At 71.5% G+C, this 23,823-nt stretch carries 14 protein-coding genes; 10 read left to right on the plus strand and 4 right to left on the minus strand.

Annotation, left to right across the window (positions count from 1 at the left end; translation table 11 throughout):
• The first annotated feature begins 15 nt into the window (after positions 1-15).
• Positions 16-2,451 (plus strand): malto-oligosyltrehalose synthase, encoded by a 2,436-nt coding sequence (gene treY / locus ACQPZG_RS08110; protein WP_433545154.1) that lies wholly within the window; start codon positions 16-18, stop codon positions 2,449-2,451.
• Between the two features lie 59 nt (positions 2,452-2,510).
• On the opposite strand, the gene ACQPZG_RS08115 is transcribed toward treY, so the two are convergent.
• On the minus strand, positions 2,511-3,059 hold the full coding sequence (locus ACQPZG_RS08115) for an FHA domain-containing protein (protein ID WP_433545155.1): 549 nt from the start codon (positions 3,057-3,059) through the stop codon (positions 2,511-2,513).
• A gap of 334 nt (positions 3,060-3,393) precedes the next feature.
• Between ACQPZG_RS08115 and ACQPZG_RS08120 the strand changes: the two genes are divergently transcribed.
• Together ACQPZG_RS08120 and treZ are read left to right on the plus strand one after the other, a co-directional pair.
• A complete protein-coding gene (locus tag ACQPZG_RS08120) occupies positions 3,394-4,341 on the plus strand; it encodes a GNAT family N-acetyltransferase (RefSeq protein ID WP_433549307.1) in 948 nt (315 codons plus the stop codon).
• Positions 4,342-4,380: 39 nt separating this feature from the next.
• Complete coding sequence (treZ, locus tag ACQPZG_RS08125; RefSeq protein WP_433545156.1) at positions 4,381-6,147, plus strand: malto-oligosyltrehalose trehalohydrolase; 1,767 nt, start codon at positions 4,381-4,383, stop codon at positions 6,145-6,147.
• 157 nt (positions 6,148-6,304) lie between these two features.
• Here treZ and ACQPZG_RS08130 read toward each other — a convergent pair whose 3' ends face one another.
• Together ACQPZG_RS08130 and ACQPZG_RS08135 are read right to left on the minus strand one after the other, a co-directional pair.
• Positions 6,305-6,670, minus strand: a complete 366-nt coding sequence (locus ACQPZG_RS08130) for a hypothetical protein (protein ID WP_433545157.1) — start codon at positions 6,668-6,670, stop codon at positions 6,305-6,307.
• Positions 6,671-6,822: 152 nt separating this feature from the next.
• Positions 6,823-7,929 (minus strand): LacI family DNA-binding transcriptional regulator, encoded by a 1,107-nt coding sequence (locus ACQPZG_RS08135; protein ID WP_433545158.1) that lies wholly within the window; start codon positions 7,927-7,929, stop codon positions 6,823-6,825.
• Between the two features lie 910 nt (positions 7,930-8,839).
• On the opposite strand from ACQPZG_RS08135, the gene ACQPZG_RS08140 reads away from it, so the two are divergent.
• The 6 genes from ACQPZG_RS08140 (at position 8,840) to ACQPZG_RS08165 (ending at position 18,897) form a co-directional block, all read left to right on the plus strand.
• Entirely contained in the window at positions 8,840-10,186 is a 1,347-nt protein-coding gene (locus tag ACQPZG_RS08140) for an ABC transporter substrate-binding protein (RefSeq protein ID WP_433545159.1), read from the plus strand.
• A 13-nt stretch (positions 10,187-10,199) separates the two neighbouring features.
• Positions 10,200-11,219, plus strand: a complete 1,020-nt coding sequence (locus ACQPZG_RS08145) for a carbohydrate ABC transporter permease (RefSeq protein WP_433545160.1) — start codon at positions 10,200-10,202, stop codon at positions 11,217-11,219.
• On the plus strand, positions 11,216-12,097 hold the full coding sequence (locus ACQPZG_RS08150; RefSeq protein ID WP_433545161.1) for a carbohydrate ABC transporter permease: 882 nt from the start codon (positions 11,216-11,218) through the stop codon (positions 12,095-12,097). The genes ACQPZG_RS08145 and ACQPZG_RS08150 overlap by 4 nt, the downstream gene beginning before the upstream one ends.
• A 17-nt stretch (positions 12,098-12,114) precedes the next feature.
• Complete coding sequence (locus tag ACQPZG_RS08155; RefSeq protein ID WP_433545162.1) at positions 12,115-13,380, plus strand: glycoside hydrolase 5 family protein; 1,266 nt, start codon at positions 12,115-12,117, stop codon at positions 13,378-13,380.
• A gap of 393 nt (positions 13,381-13,773) precedes the next feature.
• Positions 13,774-15,828 (plus strand): endo-beta-N-acetylglucosaminidase, encoded by a 2,055-nt coding sequence (locus ACQPZG_RS08160; protein WP_433545163.1) that lies wholly within the window; start codon positions 13,774-13,776, stop codon positions 15,826-15,828.
• A gap of 33 nt (positions 15,829-15,861) precedes the next feature.
• Positions 15,862-18,897, plus strand: a complete 3,036-nt coding sequence (locus ACQPZG_RS08165; protein ID WP_433545164.1) for an alpha-mannosidase — start codon at positions 15,862-15,864, stop codon at positions 18,895-18,897.
• A 56-nt stretch (positions 18,898-18,953) separates the two neighbouring features.
• On the opposite strand, the gene ACQPZG_RS08170 is transcribed toward ACQPZG_RS08165, so the two are convergent.
• A complete protein-coding gene (locus tag ACQPZG_RS08170) occupies positions 18,954-19,985 on the minus strand; it encodes a dipeptidase (RefSeq protein ID WP_433545165.1) in 1,032 nt (343 codons plus the stop codon).
• Positions 19,986-20,252: 267 nt separating this feature from the next.
• Between ACQPZG_RS08170 and dnaE the strand changes: the two genes are divergently transcribed.
• Positions 20,253-23,792 carry a DNA polymerase III subunit alpha gene (gene dnaE / locus ACQPZG_RS08175; RefSeq protein WP_433545166.1) on the plus strand — a complete coding sequence of 1,180 codons (3,540 nt, stop codon included), beginning with the start codon at positions 20,253-20,255 and terminating at the stop codon, positions 23,790-23,792.
• Positions 23,793-23,823: the final 31 nt, after the last annotated feature.

Below are 23,823 nucleotides of genomic sequence, written 5' to 3' on the forward strand. Positions count from 1 at the left end.
GGTACGTAGCTTCGCATGACGCCGACCTCCACCTATCGCCTCCAGCTGCAGCCCTCCTTCCCGTTCTCGGCCGCCGAGGAGACGGTGCCGTACCTGGCCGCCCTCGGGGTCTCGCACCTGCACCTGTCGCCCGTACTGGAAGCCGTGCCCGGCTCGACGCACGGCTACGACGTGGTGGACCACGCGCGCGTGCGCGAGGAGCTGGGCGGCGAGGAGGGGCTGCGGTCGCTCTCGCGCACGGCCCGTGCCCACGGCCTGGGCCTGGTCCTGGACATCGTCCCCAACCACATGGCCGTCCCCGCCCCTGAACACCTCAACGGACCGCTGTGGGAGGTGCTGCGGGAGGGTCCGGCCTCCCGCTGCGCCGACTGGTTCGACGTGGACTGGGAGGCGGGCGGCGGGAAAGTGCTGTTGCCCGTGCTCGGCGGCCGGCTCGGCGACGAGCTGGAGCACCTGCACGTCGACGCCGAGGAAGGGGTGCTGCGCTACTTCGACCACGCCTTCCCGTTGCGCGAGGGCACCGAGAAGCTGCCGCTGCCGGAACTGCTCGACGCCCAGTTCTACCGGCTGGCGTGGTGGCGACTGGCCCGCACGGAGCTCAACTACCGCCGGTTCTTCACCATTTCGGACCTGATCGGGGTGCGGGTGGAGAATCCGGAGGTGTTCGCCGCCTCGCACGCGAAGATCCTGGAGCTGGTGCGGGACGGGGTCGTGGAGGGGTTGCGGATCGACCACCCCGACGGTCTCGCCGCGCCCGGGGACTATCTGCGGCAGCTGTCCGAGGCCACCACGGACGCGGTGGACGGCTCGGGCCGCACGGTGTGGACGGTGGTGGAGAAGATCCTCACCGGCGAGGAGCGGCTGCCCGCCGACTGGCCGGTCGCCGGGACGACGGGGTACGACGCCCTGCACAGGATCGACGGGGTGTTCGACGACCCCGTGGGGGCGGACGAACTCACCGATTTTTACCGCGCGTTCGCGGACCCGCTCGGCGACCGGGGCGGCTACTGGGCCGCCACGACCCGACGCGCCGCATACCGTGTCCTCACCCACGAACTGGCTTCCGAGACGGCCTACTTGGTGCGCACCGCGGCCCGGATCTGCGCGGCGGACCCGGGGTTGCGCGACCATGCTCCGTGGGCGCTGCGCACCGCCCTGCGCGAGCTGCTCGTGCGGATGCCGGTGTACCGCCCGTACGTCGCGGCGGGCGGGCCCACGCCGGAGGAGGCGGAGGCGACGCTGCCGCTCGACGCGGTCCGGGAGGCGAAGGCGGTGTTCGCCGTGCCGGAGGAGGCCGACGCGGTGGACGTCGTGCGGGAGCTGGCGCTCGGGCGGCTGGGCTCGGGCCCCGACCACCGGGCGTTTTGCGCGCGGTTCGCGCAGACCTCCTCGGCGCTGCGGGCGAAGTCGGTGGAGGACACCGCGTTCTACCGGTACGTACCGCTGCTGTCGGCGACCGAGGTGGGCGGGGACCCCGGGCGGCCCGCCGTCACACCCGAGGAGTTCCACGCGTTCTGTGCCCGGCTGGCCCGGGACTGGCCCGCCACCGGGACGGTCCTGACCACGCACGACACGAAGCGCAGCGGGGACGTACGGGCACGGCTGGCGGTGCTGACGGAGTGCCCGCGGGAGTGGGCGGGACTGCTGGAGCGGGTGGCGGGCGCCGCGGTGCCGCCGGACCCGCACGCGGCGTGGGTGGCGTGGCAGAGTGCCGCCGCGTTCCCGGAGGCGGGCGCTGACCGGCTGGTTCCGGCGCTGCTGAAGGCGGCGCGCGAGGCGGGACTGCACACCAGTTGGACGGAGCAGGACGCGGCGTACGAGCAGGCGCTGGAGACGTTCGTGCGGACGGGGCCCGGCGGCTCGGTGCGCTACGAACTGTCCCTGTTCTCACGTGAACTGGCCCCCTTCGTGCGTGCCAACGTCCTGGGCGCGGCGCTGGTGCACCTCACGATGCCGGGGGTGCCCGAGCTGTACCAGGGCACGGAGCGGGAGTACCTGGCCCTGGTCGACCCGGACAACCGGCGTCCAGCCGTGTTCGACGTCGCGGCGCTCGCACGGGCGGACGGGAAACCGGGTCCGTTCGGCGCGAAGGTGCCGGCCGGGCTCTCGGACGAGAAGCTGGCCCTGACGGCGGCGGCACTGCGGCTGCGCCGTGACCGCCCCGACGTCTACGGCGAGACGGCGACGTACACCCCGCTGTCCGCCCGTGGCGCGTCCGCCGGCCACTGTCTGGCGTTCGTCCGCTCCGGCGAGGCGATCACCGCGGTCACCCGGCTGTCGCGGCGACTGGCGGAGGCGGGCGGCTGGCTGGACACGGTGCTGGAACTGCCGGAGGGCCGGTGGGCGGACCGGCTCGGGGAGGGACGGGAGTTCGCGGGGGCGGTCCTGCTGGCGGAACTGTTCGCGGAGCGTCCGGTGGCGCTGCTGGTGAGGGCGGACACCGCCGCCTGAGGTACGGGACCGCCGCCCGAGCAGGGCGGGGGCCGGACTGCGTACGGGAGACGACCGGGTCAGGTCACGGACAGGCGGAAGGACATCCTGCCGAAGCTGACCTGGTCGCCGTCGTTGACGACGGCGGCCCCGGTCACGCGGCGTCCGTTCACGCAGGTGCCGTTGGTCGAACCGAGGTCGCGGAGGATCCAGATGCCGCCCTGCTGCATCAGTTCGGCGTGCCTGCGGGAGACGGTCTCGTGGCTGAGCCGCAGGCCGTTGCCCGCGTCGCGGCCGATGCGCAGCGGGATCGGCCCCGGCTCGGGGAACAGCAGCTTGGGGAGCCGTTCGGTCGTCCACGCCCGGCGCAGTCGCACGGTGAACGCGGAGGCACGGCTGACCGCGGTGAACATCTTGCGGGACCAGCGCCCGTCGGTGTCCAGGTCGCTGGTGAGGGCCGCGAGTTCGGCGGACTGGCGGGCGGCCAGGGCCAGTTCCATCCGGTGCAGGAAGGTGTCGTGGGACAGCTTGCCCTGGGCGGCCCCCTCGCGCAGCACCGCGAGCGCGCGGTCCCGCTCGGCGTCGGAGAGCCGAGCCGGGTACGTGTGGGGCTCGTAGGAGGGCGTCACAGGGAGATTGTCGGGCCGAGGGGGCTGAGGTGTCCAGCAGACAGGGCGTTCCCGCCCGGGGCGGGGGGCGGCTGCCCGTCGGCCGACGGAAAGGCGCGGTCGTCGGCAGGACGACCGCCGGACAGTGGCGGACAGCGGGCGGACCGCCGCCGACGGGCGGTTGGAGGGGAGCCGGAGGGCAGGGGGAGGAGGGCCGCCGTCCGTCCGACGCGACTAATCGGGTTCGCCGACTCGGGCGGGTTGTTATCGTCCGTTCGCCGATGTCACCCGCACGGTCCGTGCGGGCGTCCCGTTCGTGGCTCGGCTCCCTCACTCGCACTGGAGCACTGTGTCCATAGCTTTCCGCCCGCTCGCAGGTCCCGAAGAGCTCGACCTGTTCTGCCGGCTGTCCTACTCCCTCGACCACGAACTGGCCGACGACCTGGCGCAGGAACGCCGCCGTCCGTCCTGGATGTGGGTCGCGGTGCGCGAGGGCCGGGTCCTGGCGCGGGTGGCCTGGTGGTCGGGCAGGGGCGGTGACGCCCCGCTGGCCCTGGACTTCTTCGATCTGGACGACACTCTTCCGGAACCGGAGCGCAGCGGGATCGGGCGGGAACTGTTCGTCCGGGCTGCGGAGGCGGTCCTTCCGAAGGACGTCGGCACGTGGCCGGAGTACGGACGTTACCTCCCTGCCGACTGGCGCGAGAACGGGGCCGAGCGCGACCTCGTCGAAGCCCGGATGAGGATCCTGGAGTCGACCGGCGCCCGGCTGCTGGTGGAGCGTCTGCGGCTGGAGTGGCGGCCGGGCACTCCCGTCGCCGAGCCGTCGGGCCGTCTCGTGTTCCGCCCGGTGGCCGATCGCGAGGACCTGCTCGCGGTGATGACCCCGGTGATGGAGGGGACCCTCGACGCGCACGGCCTGGCCGATCTCGCGTCCGGGATGGACCGCCGGCAGGCCGCGGAGCTGCACTACGACGACGAGTTCGCGCACTTCACGTCGCCGCGGTCCTGGTGGCGGATCGCCGAACTCGACGACGGCGGCGGCCCGGTGGGCTTCGTGGTGCCGGCCCGCAACAACTACCACCCGATCATCGCGTACCTCGGCGTACTGCCCGCCCACCGCGGCAACGGCTACATCCACGAGATCCTGGCCGAGGGAACCCGCGTCCTGGCCGCCGAGGACGTGCCGCGCATCCGTGCGGCGACCGACCTGGGGAACGTGCCGATGGCCGAAGCATTCGCGCGCGCCGGTTACGTGAACTTCGAACGGGCACTGAATATGTCCTGGGGCCTGCCGGGCTGACCGGGCTCGTCGCGGCCCACGACGGAGAGGGAGCCGCCAGTGCTGTTCGAGGTGTGGGCGCCAGAGGCACGGGAGCGGGTCGAGCTGCACCTGCCGGGCGAGGACGCCGGTACGACGTACGCCATGCAGCGCGATCCCGTACGGGACGGCTGGTGGACCGTCCGCGCCCCGGCGTCCGACGGCAGCCGCTACGGGTTCGCGCTGGACGGCGGCCCGGTCCGGCCCGACCCGCGTTCGCGCCGCCAGCCCGACGGCCCGGACGGGCCGAGCGCCGTCGTCGAGCACGGCAGGTACGACTGGCGCGGCCCGTGGGAGGGGCGGGGGCTGCCGGGCGCGGTGCTGTACGAGCTGCACGTCGGCACCTTCACGCGCGAGGGCACCTTCGACGCCGCGGCGGGGCGGCTCGCGCACCTGGTGGAACTGGGGATCACCCATGTCGAGCTGATGCCGGTGTGCCCGTTCCCGGGAACGCACGGGTGGGGCTACGAGGGGGTGTCCCTGTGGGCGGTGCACGAACCCTACGGCGGCCCCGAGGGGCTGAAACGGTTCGTCGACGCGGCGCACGCCGCCGGGCTCGGGGTGGTCCTCGACGTGGTGCACAACCACCTCGGCCCGTCCGGCAACTACCTGTCCCTCTTCGGCCCGTACTTCACCGAGACGCACCACACCCCGTGGGGCGCGGCGGTCAACCTGGACGCGCCCGGTTCGGACGAGGTACGCACGTACCTCCGCGAGAGCGCGCTGTCCTGGCTGCGGGACTACCGGCTCGACGGCCTGCGGCTGGACGCCGTGCACGCCCTCGCGGACACCCGGGCGCTGCACTTCCTGGAGGAGCTGTCGACGGCCGTGGACACGCTCTCCGGCGAGCTGGGCCGGCCGCTGTTCCTGATCGCCGAGTCGGACCAGGGCGATCCGCGCACCACCACCCCCCGCGCGGCCGGCGGTCTCGGCCTGCACGCCCAGTGGAACGACGACTTCCACCACGCCCTGCACACCGCCCTCACCGGCGAGTCCCAGGGCTACTACGCCGACTTCGCGGCCGATCCCCTGCGGGCGCTGACGAAGACCCTGACCCGGGCGTTCTTCCACGACGGCACGTACTCGACGTTCCGGGGGCGCACGCACGGCCGTCCGGTGAACCGCGCGACGACGCCGGCCCACCGCTTCCTGGGGTACGCGCAGACGCACGACCAGATCGGCAACCGGGCGCTCGGCGACCGGCTGTCCGCCTCGCTCTCCCCCGGGCTGCTGGCCTGCGCGGCGGCGCTCGTCCTGACGAGCCCGTTCACGCCGATGCTGTTCATGGGCGAGGAGTGGGGGGCGCGCACGCCCTGGCAGTTCTTCACCGACCACACCGATCCGGAGCTGGCGGAGGCGGTACGCAACGGCAGGCGACGGGAGTTCGGCGCGCACGGCTGGGCGGAGGACGACATTCCGGACCCGCAGGACCCGCGTACCCGCGAGCGGTCCTGCCTCGACTGGTCGGAGCCTGACGGCGAACCCCACGCGCGCCTGCTGGCCTGGTACCGCGAACTGATCGCGCTGCGCCGTTCCCACCCGGACCTCGACGACCCGGACCTGGCGGCGGTACGGGCGGCGCACGCGACGAACGGGGCGGGCCGCTGGGTCGCGTACCGCAGGGGCGACCTCCGGGTCGCGGTGAACCTGGCCAAGGATCCGGCGACGATCGGCCTGGGCCGCAACGGACGTTGCCGGGTGCTCGCGGCTTGGGAGCCGGTGCAGGCCCCGGGCACGGACGGGGTGCTAGTGCTGCCGCCGGAGTCGTGCGTGGTGCTCGGCAGCTGACCCGTCCCCTTCGCGTCCGCGCCGTGTGCCGCACCACGGGGGCCGGACGGTGGGAGGCCCAGGTCGCCGCTACGGGGACGTCTCCGAGCGGCGACCTCGGCCGCAGGGCTCCGCTCTCCTCCCAGGGGTGGCCGCCGCCCCACGGGAGCCGCGCCCCTCAGCGGTGGCCGCCGCCCCAGGGGTAGAGGGCGAGCACCAGGACGAGCGCCGTGACGCCGAGGACGACCAGGGTGGCGAACCAGTCCCGGCCGGCGCCACGTCGTCGCCCCTCGGGCCAGGCCCGCCAGCCGTCGGGCTGGGCCGGTACCGGTTTCCGGCGGCGGCCCCAGCGCCGCCCCCGCCGCCGGGCGGCCTCTTCGTCCTGGAGGCGCAGCCTTTCGGCGACCATGCGGGCGCGGGCGGACGGCTCCTTGGGGGCGTCGGCCCGGATGCGGGACTCGCTGTCGCGCTCGAACTGTTCCCACACGTCGTCGGGCAGTGACGGCTCCGGCTGCTCCCTGCCGGTCGGGGTGCTGTCGCTCACGGCAGGGTCCTTTCGCCAGGAGAGGGAGGTGTTCGAACGAAGATGCGGAAATTCTATAGCGGGCCACTGACAAAGGGCAGGGAGATGTGCGCACGGGACGGGAAGGGGACGTCTCTCCCCCTTTCGTCTCAGCCTTCCGGAGTCCTCCCGTCTCAGCCTTCCGGAGTCGCGGGCGGCGGTCCTGTGCTCTCCCGCGGTTCCAGGTGCGGCAGCTCGCCCTGGAGGCTGCGCACCGGGGCGCCGTCGACGACGGCGAGCAGTTCCTGCGCGGCGAGACGGCCGAAGGCCGGGGTGTCGCGCACCAGGGCGGTGAGGCGGGGGTGGGTGACGCGGCACAGGGCCGAGTCGTCCCAGGCGACGATCGACAGGTCCCCGGGCACCGCGACGCCGCGCCCGGCGGCGACGGAGGCCCCCGCGACGGCCATCACGTCGTTGTCGTAGACGATCGCGGTGGGGCGGGTGTGCGGCGGCCCGTCCAGGATGCGGCGGGTTGCTTCGGCGCCTTCCGCGTCGGAGTAGTCGGTGGCCACCGAACGCACCTCGCTCCCGTCGAGGCCGCGGCGGGCCGCCTCCGCACGCAGCGAGAGGATGCGGCGCTCGGTGTGGGCCAGGCCCCGCATCCCGGCGACGTGCACGATGCGGCGGTGGCCGAGGGAGTGCAGGTGGTCCAGTACGGAGGCCATCGCACCGGCGTCGTCGGCCCACACGTTGGACACGGGCAGGGGGGCCCGGTCGCGGCTCTCGTCCGCCTCCAGTCCGCCGACGACCACGGCGGGCAGGCCCAGTGAGGCGAGCAGGGCGGGGCGGGGATCGTCGATGCGGGGGTCGACGACGAGGACGCCGTCCACGCGTCGCTCCGCCCACCACCGGCGCAGCACGGCGAGTTCCGTGCCGAGGTCCTCCACCACGAGGAACAGCAGGGCGACCTGGCGTGCGGAGAGCGCTTCCTGGATGCCGGAGACGAGCTGGAGGAAGAAGGACTCGACGCCCAGGGTGCGGGCGGGGCGGGCGAGGACGAGGCCCGCGCAGCCGGCGCGTTCGCCGGAGAGTGCGCGGGCCGCGCTGTTGGCCTGCCAGCCGAGTTCCTCGGCGACCCGCCGCACCCGTGCGCGGGTGCCGGGCGAGACGCCGGGGCGGTCGTTGAGCGCGAAGGAGACCGCGCTCTCGGAGACGCCGGCCCGGCGCGCGATGTCCTTCATGGTGGGCCTGCGCGTCGGCCGGGGCCGGATGCCGTCACCGGGCTCGGCAGCAGCGGTCATGGGACGGGGGTCCTCTCGGTGGCGGGGAAGGTACGGAGGGGCGAGGAGGTCGGGGGTGCGTGAGGGCAGGTGGTTCGCCGGGGGTGAGTTACTCGTACGTCGACGGCGGCGCGGTGGCCGAAACGACCCCGGCCGACCGCCTTGACCAGCAGCGTTGGTTGCCGGTCCGGGTGTCGGCGGGCGGTGGCGGGGTGAGATGGGCTTCGCCCGCACCGTCCGCCGCAACGTCCACGGCCGGCGGCCGGGGTCCCGGCAGGCGCCGACCACCGTACGGGGAAACCAGGATGGCCCCACACCGCAGGTCGCTGCGCGAAGTGTTCGATACGTGGACGGCGAGCGACGCACTCGTCCCCGCGACGAGGCGCAGTGGATTCGCGGCACGGACACCTCGATGCCGGGCGGAGGAACGAGGGTGTCCGAGGCGCCGTCGCGGCCGGGGCTGCTCGGGACGGTCACCGTCGGGTCCGGTCCCATGCGGCCCGCTCAGGTTCCGCGACGACCATGTCTGCCCGGAGACACGGCCTCGCGGGAGAGCGGTTCGCAGGCAGCGTCCACTCCCGCGCAGCCCCCTGCCGAGTCCTCCCGCAGCCTCCCAGGATCCCGCCACCCGGTCTCCCGCCTGATCCCCCACCCCGCCCCCGCCCCTCCCCGCCCTCGCGCCCGCCCCCGCGGAGGGACGGCGCTAAACCGCATTAGTGATCAGCGGGAAAGCCCTCGGCTAAAGCGCATTAGTGCGAGAAAGGATTACCGCGCGCCGTGCGGGCTGTCAACTCCCCGCTCAACCGCTTTAGTCGAGCTCACGGAAGCACAAAAACCAACGTGTGCACGCCTGTTGACGTATTGGTCTTCGCCGTTCCATCGTGTGTTCCGCAATCCGGCAGCGCGGCCGGTGCGAAGAGGAGGAACGACGATGTCCCGAGGGCGCCCGTCCCGCATCTCCATCGCCACCGCCATGGCGACAGCCCTGTTGTCGACGTCCGCCTGCGGCATGGGCGGCAGCGGCGATGACAACGATGCCAAGCAGCCCGAGAGGTCGGGCGAGGTGTCCGGCCGGATCACCTTCCGCACGCTTCAGCTCAAGCCGACCTTCACCACGTACGTCCAGGGCGTGATCGACGCGTTCGAAAAGAAGCACCCGGGTGTCAAGGTCAAGTGGGAGGACGTGCCGGGCGAGGGCTACAACGAGAAGCTCGTCGCGGACGCCCAGGCCGGAGCCCTGCCGGACGTGGTCAACCTCAACACCGACTCCTTCCAACTGCTCGCCGACCGGGGGATGCTCGCCGATGTCGCCAAGCTGGACCCTGCGGTGCAGAAGGAGTACGTGCCCGGCGCCTGGGACCAGTACAAGCTCCCCTCCAGGGACGGCGTGTTCGCCTACCCCTGGTACGTGACGCCGGAGATCCTCACGTACAACAAGGAGCTCTTCGCCAAGTCCGGACTGGACGTGAACAAACCGCCGACGACGGTGGAGCAGTTCTTCGACTACGCCGAGCAGATCACCGAGAAGTCCGGCGGCGCGTACACGGCGTTCATGGCCGATCCCAAGTCCCGGCTGCCCGGCGACTGGCAGAAGATGGGCGTGCCGATCCTCAACGGCGCCAAGGACCGATTCGCCTTCAACACGCCGAAGGCAGTGGGCTGGGTCGAGCGGATGAAGGAGCTGTACGCCAAGGGCGCGATGCCCAAGGAGTCCCTGACGAAGTCCGACGACATCAGCCAGCTGTACGGTGCGGACAAGCTCGTCTTCGGCCCCGGCTCCCCCGGCTTCATCCGCGACGTGAAGCAGAACGCCCCGAAGGTGTACGCGAAGACGCAGGTCGCCGGGGCGGTGACCGGGGTGCTGGGCCACATCGGCATCTACACCCAGTCGCTGGGCGTCCGCAAGGACACCAAGTCCCCCGACGCGGCGGCGGAGTTCGCGAAGTGGGTGACGAACGGGCCGAACCAGGTCGCCTTCTCCAAGGAGGTCGCGATCTACCCGTCGAACGCGAAGGGCCTGGCCGATCCGTACTTCTCGGACAGGGGCGACGGCAAGGACCCGGAGACCCTGGCGCGGGCGATCGGCGCCGAGTCGCTGAAGGAGGCGCAGCTCGACGCGAACACGCCCGTGGAGTGGACCAACCAGATCGGCGACGCGGTGGTCCGCGAGATGCAGAAGGCGATCAAGGGCGAGGTGGACGCGAAGACCGCCCTGGGAACGGCGCAGGAAGAGGCCGACAAGATCCTGGCCCAGCAGGCCGGGCCGAAGCAGAAGTAGGCGGCGCGGGAACATGTCGTCGCAGATCACGGGCCCGGGGACGCACCTCGGCCAGGACCCGGGAACCCGGGTCGAAGAAGAGGCCGCAGGCCCCGGTGCCGGACCGGACGGGCGCGCGACCCGGCGACTCCAGCGGGCCATGGGCACCGAGACCGGTCTCGTCCACCGCCGCTGGTGGACGCCGTACCTCTTCCTGCTGCCCGGCCTCGCCCTGGTGGTGCTGTTCAGTCTCTGGCCCTTCCTCAACACGGTCGTCCTGTCCCTGACGGACTCGCAGATCCTGCGCGGCGGATCGTTCGTGGGGTTCGACAACTACGTGCGGGCGGTGGCGGACGACACGTTCTGGCTCGCCCTGTTCAACAGCGTGCTGTACACGGTCGTCGTCGTGCCGTGCCTGGTGTTCCTGCCGCTGGCGCTCGCCGTCCTCGTGCAGAAGAAGATCCCAGGCATCGGCTTCTTCCGGTCGGCCTTCTACACGCCGGTGATCGCGTCGGCCGTCGTCGTCGGCCTGATGTGGCAGTGGATCCTGCGCAGCGACGGACTCGTCAACACCGTCTTCGTCGAGCTGCGCCTGATCAGCGAGCCGATCCCGTTCCTCACCGATTCCACGATGCTGCTCGTGTCGGCGATGATCGTGACCGTGTGGAAGGGCCTGGGCTACTACATGGTCTTCTACCTGGCGGCGCTCGGGAACGTGCCCGCCTCGCTGTACGAGGCGGCGGCGATCGACGGCGCGGGTCCCGTCCGGCGGTTCTTCAGCATCACCGTGCCGACCGTGAAGCCGATGATGCTGCTCGTCGGGACGCTGTCGGCCATCTCCGCCCTGCGCGTGTTCACCGAGATCTACATCCTGGGCGGCGAGAGCGGCGGTCCGGGCGGAGGCTCCCGGACGCTGCCGTTCCTGATCCGCCAGGTGGGCCTCGGATTCGCCGGCGAGACGGGGTACGCGGCGGCCATCTCCATCCTGTTGTTCCTGCTCACGCTGGTGTTCAGCCTGCTGGGGCACCGTCTCTCGAAGGGGGACGAGAGGTGAGCACCTCCACCGCTCCCACCGAGCCGCCGAAGGCCCCGGCACGCCCCAGGCGTGACAGCCGACGCGCACTGGCCGGACTGTCCGGCCGGTACCTGACCCTCTGCCTGATGCTGGTCGTCCTGATCGGCCCGATCGCCTGGCAGCTCCTGACCTCGCTGAAGGGACGCGGCGAAAGCGTCTACGAGGGCGTCCTGCCCAGCGATCCCACGCTCGACAACTACGCCCGGGTCGCGGAGGCCTTCCCGCTCTTCCAGTACGTCGGCAACACGCTGATCGTCGCCGCCCTCGCCATCACGTCGAACTGCCTGTTCGCCGCGATGGGCGGATACGCGCTGTCGCGGGCGGGGTGGCGAGGACGCAGGACGGTGTTCACGGTGCTCGTCGCGACGCTGATGTTCCCGTTCGAGTCCGTGATGATCTCGATGTTTCTGACGGTCCGTGAGATGGGTCTCGTGGACACGCTGATCGGAGTGTGGCTGCCGGGCGCGGTGTCCGTCCTCAACCTGATGATCATGCGGGCCGCGTTCCTCGCCGTACCGAAGGAGGTGGAGGAGGCGGCGGTGCTCGACGGCGCGAACGAGTGGCAGCGGTTCCTGCGCGTCTTCCTGCCGAGCGCCAAGGGCGCGCTGGCCGTGGTGTGCATCACCAGCTTCATGGGGGCGTGGGACGACTTCCTGTGGCCGCTGATCGTGCTGACGAACAGCGACAACTACACGCTCCAACTGGGCCTGAAGACCCTCGCCGGCGCCACCACCGTCAACGACCAACGGCTCATCGCGGCCGGCGCGATGGCCGCCCTGCTGCCGATGATGCTGCTCTTCTTCGCACTCCAGCGGTACTTCTTCAAGGGTGTCGGCGACGGCGCCGTCAAGACCTGACCGGGAGGCCCGTGCCGATGGATGCCGTACGTCCACAACCGCGCTTCGGCGCCAACTACACGCCGTCGGTGGGCTGGTTCCACCACTGGCTGGATTTCGCACTCGACGAGGTGAAAAGGGACTTCGACTCGCTGGCCGCCCTCGGCCTGGACCATGTGCGGGCCTTCGCCCTGTGGCCGCTCTTCCAGCCGAACCGGACGCTGGTCCGGGAGCGGGCCGTGGAGCAGCTGGGGCAGCTCGTGGACGCGGCGGGCGAACGGGGCCTCGACGTGACGGTCGACGCCCTCCAGGGGCACCTGTCCAGCTTCGACTTCGTACCGTCGTGGCTGACCACGTGGCACCGGCGGAACATGTTCACGGACGCGGACGTGGTGGACGCCGAGGCCCGGTACGTCGAGACGCTGGCGGCGTCGCTCGCGGAGCGGCCCCACTTCCTCGGCATGACCCTCGGCAACGAGGTCAACCAGTTCTCCGACCGGCCGCACCCGGACCCGGACCCCTGCACCTACGAGCAGGCCGGGCGGTGGCTGGAGCGGCTGCTCGCGGCGTGCGAGCGGGGCGCGCCCGGCAAGCTGCACGTGCACTCGGAGTACGACGCGGTGTGGTTCCGGTCGGGACACCCGTTCACACCCGCGCACGCGGCGCGGCTGGGCGGCGCGACGACCGTCCACTCGTGGGTGTTCAACGGGACGGCCCAGCGGCACGGGCGGGACGGGGCGGCGACGGTCCACCACGCGGAGTACCTGATGGAGCTTTCGCGGGCGTGGGCGACGGACCCCGCACGGCCCGTGTGGCTTCAGGAGGTGGGCGCCCCGGCCCCGCTGATACCGGCCGAGCACGCCGCGCGCTTCGTGACCGCGACCGTCGAGAACGCCCTCACCTGCGAGGACCTGTACGGGGTCACGTGGTGGTGCTCGCACGACGTGTCGCGCGAACTGGCGGACTTCCCCGAGCTGGAGTACGGCCTCGGACTGCTCACCTCCGATCGGAAGGTGAAACCGCAGGGCCGGGCGGTCGCGGAGCTGGCCGCGCGGGTACGGGCGGGCGAAGTGCCCCCGCCGGTACGGCGGACCACCGCGCTCGTCCTCGACGTCGGCCCGGACGAGTCGACCGCGGCGGGCCGGCCCACGTGCGCGCCGGGCGGGGCCTTCTGCGAGGCGTGGGCGAGGTTGGCGGCGAGCGGCGTCCGGGCGGGAGTCGTCCTGGCCGGACGGGCCACCGATGCGGGGTACCTCGCGGAACGGGGGATCTCGGACGTGGTGGCGGTGAGAGACGTGCGGTAGCCCGTGCGGGCGGCCGGGGGTTGCGGTTGTCCGCGGCGCATGCCCTCCCCGGGCGGGCAGTCGGTTGCGGTCGCCTGCGGCGCATGCCCTCGCCGCCCCTTCCCGGAACTGCTCGCCGCAGGGCGGGGGTTCTTCCCTGCGGGCGCACGGAAGAGCGCCCGCAGTTCCCCGCGCCCCCCCACGCAGCCCTGCGCCCCCTGCCTCACCCCCGGTAGCCCTCTCGGGCGACGGGGCCGCCCGCCCCCGCCGGGCGCGGGGGTACCTCCTTGCACGAGCGGAGCCGAGCACTCGGGGGAGGGCGGGCAAGGGCCCCACCCGAGGTGCACCCCCAACCCCACGCCCTCACCACGTCCACCTGCCACCCCCACCACTCCCCCAACCCCTGGAGATCCCATGCCCCTCCCCCGCCGCACCCTCCTCACCGCCGCGGCCACCGCCACCGCCCTCCCCTTCCTCCCCGCCACCCCCGCAGCCGCCGCCGAGCCCCCCGCCCCCTCCCCGCGCTCCGCGCCCGAGGACCCCACCACTCTCCAGCCCTACGCCAGTTACTGGTTCCCGGACACCTTCCCGGAGGGCAGGGAGCCCGACCCCGGCGCCACCTGGCGCAGCCTCAAGACCTGGCGTGCCGACGCCGACCCCGACCTCCCGTTCAACACCGCCACCGTGCCGCTCGCCGCAGAGCGCCGGTTCACGCCGCCGCCCGCCAACCCCAGCGCCCGCGCCGACCAGGCCAGGATCTCCGCTCTCGTCTCCTTCGGCGGGACCGCCCGCAACCCCTCCCAGGGCGCCCAGGGGCCCAGGGCCGCCGACTTCTACGCACTGACCCACTGGGCGTACCTCGAAGAGCTGGTGTTCTGGGGCGGTTCCTCGGGCGAGGGCATCATCCTGGCGCCGAACGCCCCCGTCGTCGACGCCGCCCACCGCAACGGCGTCCGCGTCCTCGGCAACGTCTTCCTGCCGCCGGTGGCCTACGGCGGAAGCCTGCGCTGGACCCGCGATCTCGTCCAGCGGGACGCCTTCGGCCGCTTCCCGCTCGTCGCGAAGCTGATCGAGGTGGCACGGGCGTACGGCTTCGACGGCTGGTTCCTCAACGGGGAGACCGACGCGGGCGGCGACGCCCGGCTGGCGGCGGAGTTCGTGGAGTTCGTCGCCTCCCTCCGGCGTTCCGCACCCGATCTCTCGATCACCTGGTACGACGCCTTCACCGTCGAGGGCCGGGTGGGCTGGCAGGGCGCGCTCAACGACAGGAACGCCCCGTTCTTCCGGCATTCGCGCACGATGTTCGTCGACTTCCGCTGGTCCCCGGCCCGGCTCGCCGAGTCCGCCGCCTACGCGAGGCGCCTGGGCCGCTCCCCGTACGAGCTGATGGCCGGGGTCGACGTGGAGGCGAACGGGTGGAACACCCGCGAGGACTGGGACGCCATCGTCCCGGCCACCCGCGACCACGTGGTGAGCGTCGGCCTCTACCGCCCCGAGTGGACCCTCCACTCCCTCCCGTCCGCCTCGCGCACCCCGGCCGCGTTCCACGCCCGGGACGACCAGTTCTGGACCGGCGAGCGCACCGATCCCACCGCCCCCGGCGGGCCCGGCGCCTGGCGGCCCGCCGCCCAGTACGTCGCCGACCGCTCCACTGTCACCTCGCTCCCCTTCGCCACCTCCTTCAACACCGGACACGGCGCGGGGTGGTACGAGGAGGGGGTCCGTACGTCCGACGTCCCGTGGAACCACCTGGGGCTCCAGGACCTCCTGCCCTCCCGGCGCTGGATCGTCCGCACCGCGGGCGCCCGCCCGGGGGTGGGGTTCGACTTCGAAGCCGCCTGGCGCGGCGGCAGCAGTCTGCTGGTGTCCGGGGAGTCCGTCCCGGTGGAGCTGGACCTCTTCCGGACCCGGATGCGCGTGGCGACGGCCGTGGTGGAGTTGGTGCACCGGGCGGACGCGGGCGGGCCCCGCGGCGTCGAGGTGACCGTGACCGGTGCCGACGGCGGGGTCCGTCACCTGCGTACCGCCTCCGTCCGTACCGTCAACGGCTGGACGGTCTCCACCGCCCGCCTCCCCCGCGGCTCCGTCCACGCCCTGGGCGTGCGGCTCACCGGCGGGAGCGGACCCACGGCCTGGCGGCTCGGCGCGCTGTCCGTACGCAGCGACAGCCGGCCCGCCGCCCCCGACCGGCCCCGTCGGGCACGCGTCACCGACCACCGCGCCACCTCCCCGCGCACCGCCGAGCTGCGCCTGCGCTGGCAGCCGGTGCGCGGCGCACGCCACTACGAGGTGCACCAGGTCCTCCCGGACGGCGCCCGGCGTTTCCTCGGCGGCACGGCGGGCAGCGCCTACTACGTCCCCTCGCTGCACCGCGCGACGGACAGCGAGCAGCGCACCACTCTCGAAGTCCGGGCGGTGGGCGACCTGTTGGTCTCCTCCCCGCCCGCTCCCCTCACCCACTCCTGGTAGCCGGCACCACCTCACACATACGGAGCCGCCCTCATGCACGACGACCGCAGCATCGTGGAGCACCGCCTCCGGCGGGTGCTCGCCGACCGCATCCGGCCCGCCGTCCACTCCCAGTCCGTCCCCCTGACCGTCGAGCGCTGGGAGGCGCCGGGCGAGCCGGTGCCCGTCGCCGAGGGCCTGGCCGCCGAGTACCGGCCGGCGTCCGCCGGGGAGGCGTGGGGTCCGGCCTGGGGCACCACCTGGTTCCGGGTCTCCGGCCGGGTGCCCGCCGAGTGGGCGGGAAGGACCGTCGAGGCCGTCCTCGACCTCGGCTTCGACCGGAACATGCCGGGCTTCCAGTGCGAGGGCCTCGTCTACCGGCCCGACGGGGAGGCCGTGAAGGCGCTCAACCCGCGCAACGACTGGGTGCGGATCGGCGGCGCACCTGTGGCGGGCGGCGAGGAGGTGCTGCTGTACGTGGAGGCCGCCTCGAACCCGATCCTCGTCGACCACGCCCCGACCCACGAAGGGGACAGGCTCACCGCACGGCAGGACCCCCTGTACCGCGTCGCGCGCATGGACCTGACCGTCTTCGAGACGGAGGTCTGGGAGCTGGTCCAGGACTTGGAGGTGCTCGGCTCGCTGATGCACCAGCTGTCGAAGGAGGACGCCCGCCGCTGGGAGGTCCTGCGCGCGATCGAACGCTGCCTGGACGCGGTCGACCTCACCGACGTCCCCGGCACCGCCGCCCGCGCCCGTACCGAGCTCGCCGGGGTCCTCGCCTCCCCCGCCAACCGTTCCGCGCACCGGATCAGCGCGGTCGGTCACGCGCACATCGACTCGGCCTGGCTGTGGCCGCTGCGCGAGACGGTACGGAAGGTGGCACGCACCTCCTCCAACATGGTCAACCTGATGGACGACCACCCGGAGTTCGTCTTCGCGATGTCGCAGGCCCAGCAGCTCGACTGGATCAAGGAGCACCGGCCGGAGGTGTTCGCGAAGGTCAAGAAGAAGATCGCGGACGGGCAGTTCGTGCCGGTGGGCGGCATGTGGGTGGAGTCGGACACCAACATGGTCGGCGGGGAGGCGATGGCCCGGCAGTTCCTGTACGGCAAGAAGTTCTTCATGGACGAATTCGGCATCGAGACGAACGAGGTCTGGCTGCCGGACTCCTTCGGATACACGGCGGCGATGCCGCAGCTGGTGAAACTGTCGGGGTCGAAGTGGTTCCTCACGCAGAAGATCTCGTGGTCGCAGGTGAACAAGTTCCCGCACCACACCTTCTGGTGGGAGGGCATTGACGGCACCCGGGTCTTCACGCACTTCCCCCCGGTCGACACCTACAACTCCGACCTGGGCGGCGCGGAGATGGCGCACGCGGCCCGCAACTACCGCGAGAAGGGACGGGCTTCGCGCTCACTGGTGCCCTTCGGGTGGGGAGACGGCGGCGGCGGTCCCACCCGGGAGATGCTGGCGCGGGCGAAGCGCCTGCGGGACCTGGAGGGTTCGCCCAGGGTGACGGTGGAGAAGCCCTCCGCCTTCTTCGCCGAGGCGGAGGCCGAGTACCCGGACGCACCGGTGTGGGCGGGTGAGCTGTATCTGGAGCTGCACCGGGGCACGTACACCTCGCAGGCGAAGACCAAACAGGGCAACCGGCACAGCGAGTCGCTGCTGCGCGAGGCGGAGCTGTGGGCGTCCACGGCGGCGGTACGCGTCCCCGGGTACACCTATCCGCAGGCCGAGTTGGAGCGGATCTGGAAGACGGTGCTGCTGCACCAGTTCCACGACATCCTGCCCGGTTCGTCGATCGCCTGGGTGCACCGCGAGGCCCGCGAGACGTACGCCCGGATCCGTACCGAACTGGAGTCGATCACGGTCGGCGCGCAGACGGCGCTCGCCGGGCGGGGCGAGGAGTCCCTCGTCTTCAACCCGGCCCCGCACCGTCGGCGTTCCGTCCCGGCCGGCGGCGCGGTCGCCGCTCCCGCACGTACGACCAAGGCCGTCACGGCGACCGCGCGCGACGGCGGTTTCGAGCTGGCCAACGGGCGTCTGCGGGTGAACGTCGACAGCCGGGGTCTGGTGGTCTCCGCGTACGACGTGGAGGCCCGCCGGGAGGCCGTGGCACCGGGGCTGGCGGCGAACCTGCTCCAGATCCACCCGGACTTCCCGAACATGTGGGACGCCTGGGACATCGACGAGTTCTACCGGCACAACGTGACGAATCTGGACGGGGTCGACTCGCTGGACCTCGCGGCGGCGACGGACGAGTCCGCGACGGTGGTCGTCACGCGTTCCTTCGGGGACTCGTCCGTCACGCAGCGCCTCACGCTGCGTTCCGGCGCGAAGGTCCTCGACATCGAGACGGACGTCGACTGGCGCGAGACGGAGAAGTTCCTGAAGGCCGCCTTCCCGCTGGACGTGAAGGCGGACCGGTCGGCGGCCGAGACGCAGTTCGGGCACGTCTTCCGGGCCACCCACACCAACACCTCCTGGGAGGCCGCCAAGTTCGAGATCTGCGCGCACCGCTGGATCCAGGTCGAGGAGCCCGGCTGGGGTGCGGCCCTCGTCAACGACTCCACCTACGGTCACGACGTCACCCGCGACGTACGCGCGGACGGCGGCCAGACCACCACCGTCCGGCTGTCCCTGCTCCGCGCCCCGCGCTACCCGGACCCGGAGACCGACCAGGGCGTCCACCGGCTGCGTTTCGCGCTGGCACCGGGCGCGACGGTCGTCGACGCCGTCCGCGAGGGCCACTGGATCAACCTCCCGGAGCGCACGGTCACGGGCGCGAGCGGCACACCCGTCGAGCCGCTCTTCTCCGTGGACGACGACCGCATCGTCGTCGAGGCGGTCAAGCTCGCCGAGGACGGCGGCGGCGACGTGGTCGTCCGGCTGTACGAGGCGGCGGGCGGCCGGGCGGTCGGCACGTTGACGGTCGGCTTCCCGGCGGCCTCGGTCACGGAGACGGACCTGCTCGAACGGCCCCTCGCCGACTCCCCGTCGTACGAGCTGAGTGCGGCGGGAGGCGTGCAACTGACGCTGCGTCCGTTCCAGATCCTGACGCTGCGGGTGGCGCGGGCGCGATAGCTTCGAACGGCGTGGGCGTCGCCCCGGTCGGGGCCCCGAGGAGGGGCCCCGACGCGTCACTTCGCCCGGCCCAGCTCCTTGCGGAACAGCTCCAGCACGTTGCCGCCGAGCACCTTGCGCACGACGTCCTCCGGCACGCCCCGCGTCAGCAGCGCCTCCGTCACCAGCGGCAGACCGCGCGGCCCGGACAGCCCCGGCAGCGAGAGCCGGAAGCCCTCGGGGATCTCCTCCTCGCAGCAGCGCGGCAGCGTGTCGTGGTCGACCTCCTCGATGAAGTCGGCGCCGATGCCGACATGGTCCGGGCCGACCACGTCCAGCACGTGCAGGAAGTGGTCGGCGAGCCGGTCCACCGTCTGCTCGGCCGGGTCCTTCGCCACGAACTCCGGGAAGAAGTTCACGCAGACGGTGCCGCCGGTGGCGGCGATGCCGCGCAGCTGGTCGTCGGTGAGGTTGCGGTGATGGTCGCGCAGGGCTCGCGCGGAGGAGTGGGTGGCCATGACGGGCCGGGTCGCGAGTTCCAGGACGTGGGCGACGCCGGAGGCGCCGAGGTGCGAGACGTCGTAGAGCATGCCGAGGCTCTCCATGATTTCCAGGGCCTCCACCCCGGCCCCGGTGAGCCGGCTGCCGGTGGCGTCCTCGCCGCTGCCGTCCGCGAGCGGGGTCCGGCTCCAGTGGGCGAGCGAGGCGACCCGTACCCCCAGCCGGAAGAGGGTCGGGAACAGCTCCACGCTCGCGTCCACGCCCGGCGCGCTCTCCAGGGCGAGGACGAGGGCGATCCTCCCGGCGGCGTGCGCGGCGTCGATGTCGTCGCCGTCCAGACACAGGCGTACGGAGTCCTGATTGCCCTCGGCGATCGTGTGGGCGCACTCGATCATGCGGAGGGTCTGCCGGAGAGCGCCCTCGGGGCGGTAGGCGTCCCCGATGAAGACCGGGAGGACCTGGAGGTCGACCCCGCCCTCCCGCAGCTGCGGCAGCCAGCGTTCGCGGAAGAAGGCCGCCCAGCGCTTCGGAGGCCGGGCGGTGACGGCTATGAGGAGGTCGTTGTGAGCGTCTGCGACGACGGCGTGGTGGTGCAGTTCGAGGGACACGGGAGCCAAGGTTAGGCGCGCCGGGCAGGTGCGTCGACGGGGATTTCTCACACCGCCCTGACCTCCGGTTCTTACCACCAAAACGGCTCTGACCTGCAAAAACACCGCTCGGCTGAATTCCGTGCGCGGCCTTGATCATGAGGCTCGGAGAGGTAGGGTCGGGGGTCTCCGACACCTCGTACGCCTCCCGGGCAGCTCTGTGCCCCGGGCCGCTTCGCCGTGCCGTACGCCCAGCAGCCCCTCCCCCTCGACGGAAGGCACGTACCCGTGGCCGATCAGCCGTTCACGCACCTGCACGTTCACACCCAGTACTCGCTCCTGGACGGTGCGGCCCGGCTCAAGGACATGTTCAAGGCGTGCGGCGAGATGGACATGTCGCACATCGCCATGACCGACCACGGCAATCTGCACGGCGCGTACGACTTCTTCCACCAGGCGAAGAAGGCGGACATCACCCCGATCATCGGCATCGAGGCGTATCTCGCCCCGGAGTCCCGCCGGCACAACAAGCCGGTGAAGTGGGGCGCTCCGCACCAGAAGGGCGACGACGTCGCGGGCGCGGGCGCGTACACGCACATGACGATGTGGGCGCGGAACGACACCGGTCTGCACAACCTCTTCCGCGCCCAGTCCCGGGCCAGCCTGGAGGGCTTCTTCCGCAAGCCGCGCATGGACCGGGAGCTGCTCCAGGAGTACGGGGAGGGCCTGATGGCCACCACCGGCTGCCCGTCCGGCGAGATCTCCACGAAGATCCGGCTCGGACAGCTGGACGCGGCCGTCGAGGCGGCCGGCGAGTTCCAGGACATCTTCGGCAAGGAGAACTTCTTCGTCGAGCTGATGGACCACGACATCGACATCGACCGGCGGGCCCGCGCGGGCCTGCTGGAGGTCGCGAAGAAGCTCGACGCGCCGTTCGTCGTCACCAACGACTCGCACTACACGTACGCGCACGAGGCCGCCGCGCACGACACCCTGCTGTGCATCCAGACCGGCTCGAACATCTCCGACACGGACCGCTTCAAGTTCGACGGCTCCGGCTACCACCTGAAGACGGCCGCGGAGATGTACGCGATCGACTCGTCCGACGCGTGGCTGGAGGGCTGCCGCAACACGCAGCTCCTCATCGCGGACCGGGTCGACACCTCGGGCATGTTCGAGCCGAAGAACCTGATGCCGAAGTTCGACGTGCCCACCGGGTACGACGAGGTGTCGTGGTTCCGCGAGGAGGTGCGCATCGGCATGAACCGGCGCTTCAACGGCCACGTGCCCGAGGACCGCCAGAAGCTCGCCGAGTACGAGATGGGCATCATCATCGAGATGGGCTTCCCCGGGTACTTCCTCGTGGTCGCCGACTTCATCATGTGGGCGAAGAACAACGGGATCGCGGTGGGTCCCGGCCGTGGCTCGGCGGCCGGTTCGATCGTGGCGTACGCGATGGGCATCACCGACCTCGACCCCGTGCCGCACGGCCTGATCTTCGAGCGCTTCCTCAACCCGGAACGCGTCTCGATGCCCGACGTCGACATCGACTTCGACGAGCGCAGGCGCGGCGAGGTGATCCGGTACGTCACCGAGAAGTACGGAGCCGACAAGGTCGCCATGATCGGTACCTACGGCACCATCAAGGCCAAGAACGCGATCAAGGACTCCGCCCGCGTCCTGGGCTACCCGTACGCGATGGGCGACCGCATCACCAAGGCGATGCCCGCCGACGTCATGGGCAAGGGCATCGACCTCAACGGCATCACCGACCCCAAGCACCCCCGTTACAGCGAGGCGGGCGAGGTGCGGGGGATGTACGAGAACGAGCCCGACGTCAAGAAGGTCATCGACACCGCGCGCGGCATCGAGGGCCTGGTCCGCCAGATGGGCGTGCACGCGGCCGGCGTCATCATGTCCAGCGAACCGGTCATCGACCACGCCCCGGTGTTCTCGCCGAAGAACGACGGCGTCGTCGTCACCCAGTGGGACTACCCGAGCTGCGAGTCGCTCGGCCTGCTGAAGATGGACTTCCTGGGCCTGCGCAACCTCACGATCATGCAGGACGCCCAGAAGGCCATCAAGGCGAACAAGGGCATCGACCTGGAACTGCTCTCCCTGCCCCTGGACGACGGTCCCACGTACGAACTCCTCGCGCGCGGCGACACCTTGGGCGTCTTCCAGTTCGACGGCGGGCCCATGCGGTCCCTCCTGCGTCTGATGAAGCCCGACAACTTCGAGGACATCTCCGCCGTGTCCGCCCTGTACCGGCCCGGCCCGATGGGTATGAACTCCCACACGAACTACGCCCTGCGCAAGAACAAGCAGCAGGAGATCACGCCCATCCACCCGGAGTTGGAGGAGCCGCTCTCCGAAGTGCTCGGCATCACCTACGGGCTGGTGGTCTACCAGGAGCAGGTGCAGAAGGCGGCGCAGGTCCTCGCCGGCTACTCGCTCGGCCAGGCGGACCTGCTCCGCCGGGCGATGGGCAAGAAGAAGAAGGAAGTCCTCGACAAGGAGTTCGTCCCCTTCCAGAAGGGCTGCCGGGAGCGCGGCTACTCCGACGAGGCGATCCAGGCGGTGTGGGACGTCCTGGTGCCCTTCGCGGGCTACGCGTTCAACAAGGCGCACTCGGCGGCGTACGGCCTGGTGTCGTACTGGACCGCCTACCTGAAGGCCAACTACCCCGCCGAGTACATGGCCGGCCTCCTCACGTCCGTCAAGGACGACAAGGACAAGATGGCGCTGTACCTCAACGAGTGCCGCCGCATGGGCATCAAGGTGCTGCCGCCGGACGTCAACGAGTCGGCCGGCAACTTCACCCCGCAGGGAGACGACGTCATCGTCTTCGGCCTCACCGCCGTCCGCAACGTCGGCCAGAACGTCGTCGACTCGATCGTCAACTGCCGCAAGGCCAAGGGGAAGTACTCCTCCTTCCCCGACTACCTCGACAAGGTCGAGTCGGTCGTCTGCAACAAACGCACCACCGAATCCCTGATCAAGGCGGGCGCCTTCGACGCCATGGGTCACACCCGCAAGGGGCTGTCCGGCGTGTTCGAGAACATGGTGGACGCGGTCGTCCAGGTGAAGCGGAAGGAGGCCGAGGGCCAGTTCGACCTCTTCGGCGACCTCGGCACGGACGGTCCCGACGACTCCCCCGGCTTCGGCCTGGACACCCCGATCGGCGACGTCGAGTGGGACAAGTCGTTCCTGCTCGCCCAGGAACGCGAGATGCTCGGCCTGTACGTGTCCGACCACCCCCTCTTCGGCCTGGAGCACGTCCTGTCCGACAAGGCCGACGCGGCCATCGCCCAGCTCACCAGCGGCGACTTCTCGGACGGCGCCGTCACCACCATCGGCGGCCTGATCACCGGCCTGCAACGCAAGATGACCAAGCAGGGCAACGCCTGGGCCATCGCGACGGTGGAGGACCTGGCGGGCTCCATCGAGTGCATGTTCTTCCCCGCCACCTATCAGCTCATCTCGACGCAACTCACCGAGGACACCGTGGTGTTCGTCAAGGGGCGCCTCGACAAGCGCGAGGACGTCCCCCGCCTGGTCGCGATGGAACTCCAGGTCCCGGACATCTCCGACGCGGGACGCGACGCCCCGGTCGTCCTCACCATCCCCACCGTGAAGGTCACCCCGCCCATGGTCGGCAAGCTGGGCGAGATCCTCTCCCACCACCGGGGCGACACGGAGGTCCGCATCAAGCTCCAGGGGCCGCGCAAAACGACGGTCCTGCGCCTGGACCGCCACCGGGTCAAGGCGGACCCGGCCCTCTACGGGGACCTGAAGGTACTGCTGGGACCGAGCTGCCTGCAGTAGGACGCATACGGGCACACAGAGGGGCCCGCAC

It is taken from the genome of Streptomyces sp. CA-294286 (genome assembly GCF_050947155.1).
Taxonomy (GTDB): domain Bacteria; phylum Actinomycetota; class Actinomycetes; order Streptomycetales; family Streptomycetaceae; genus Streptomyces.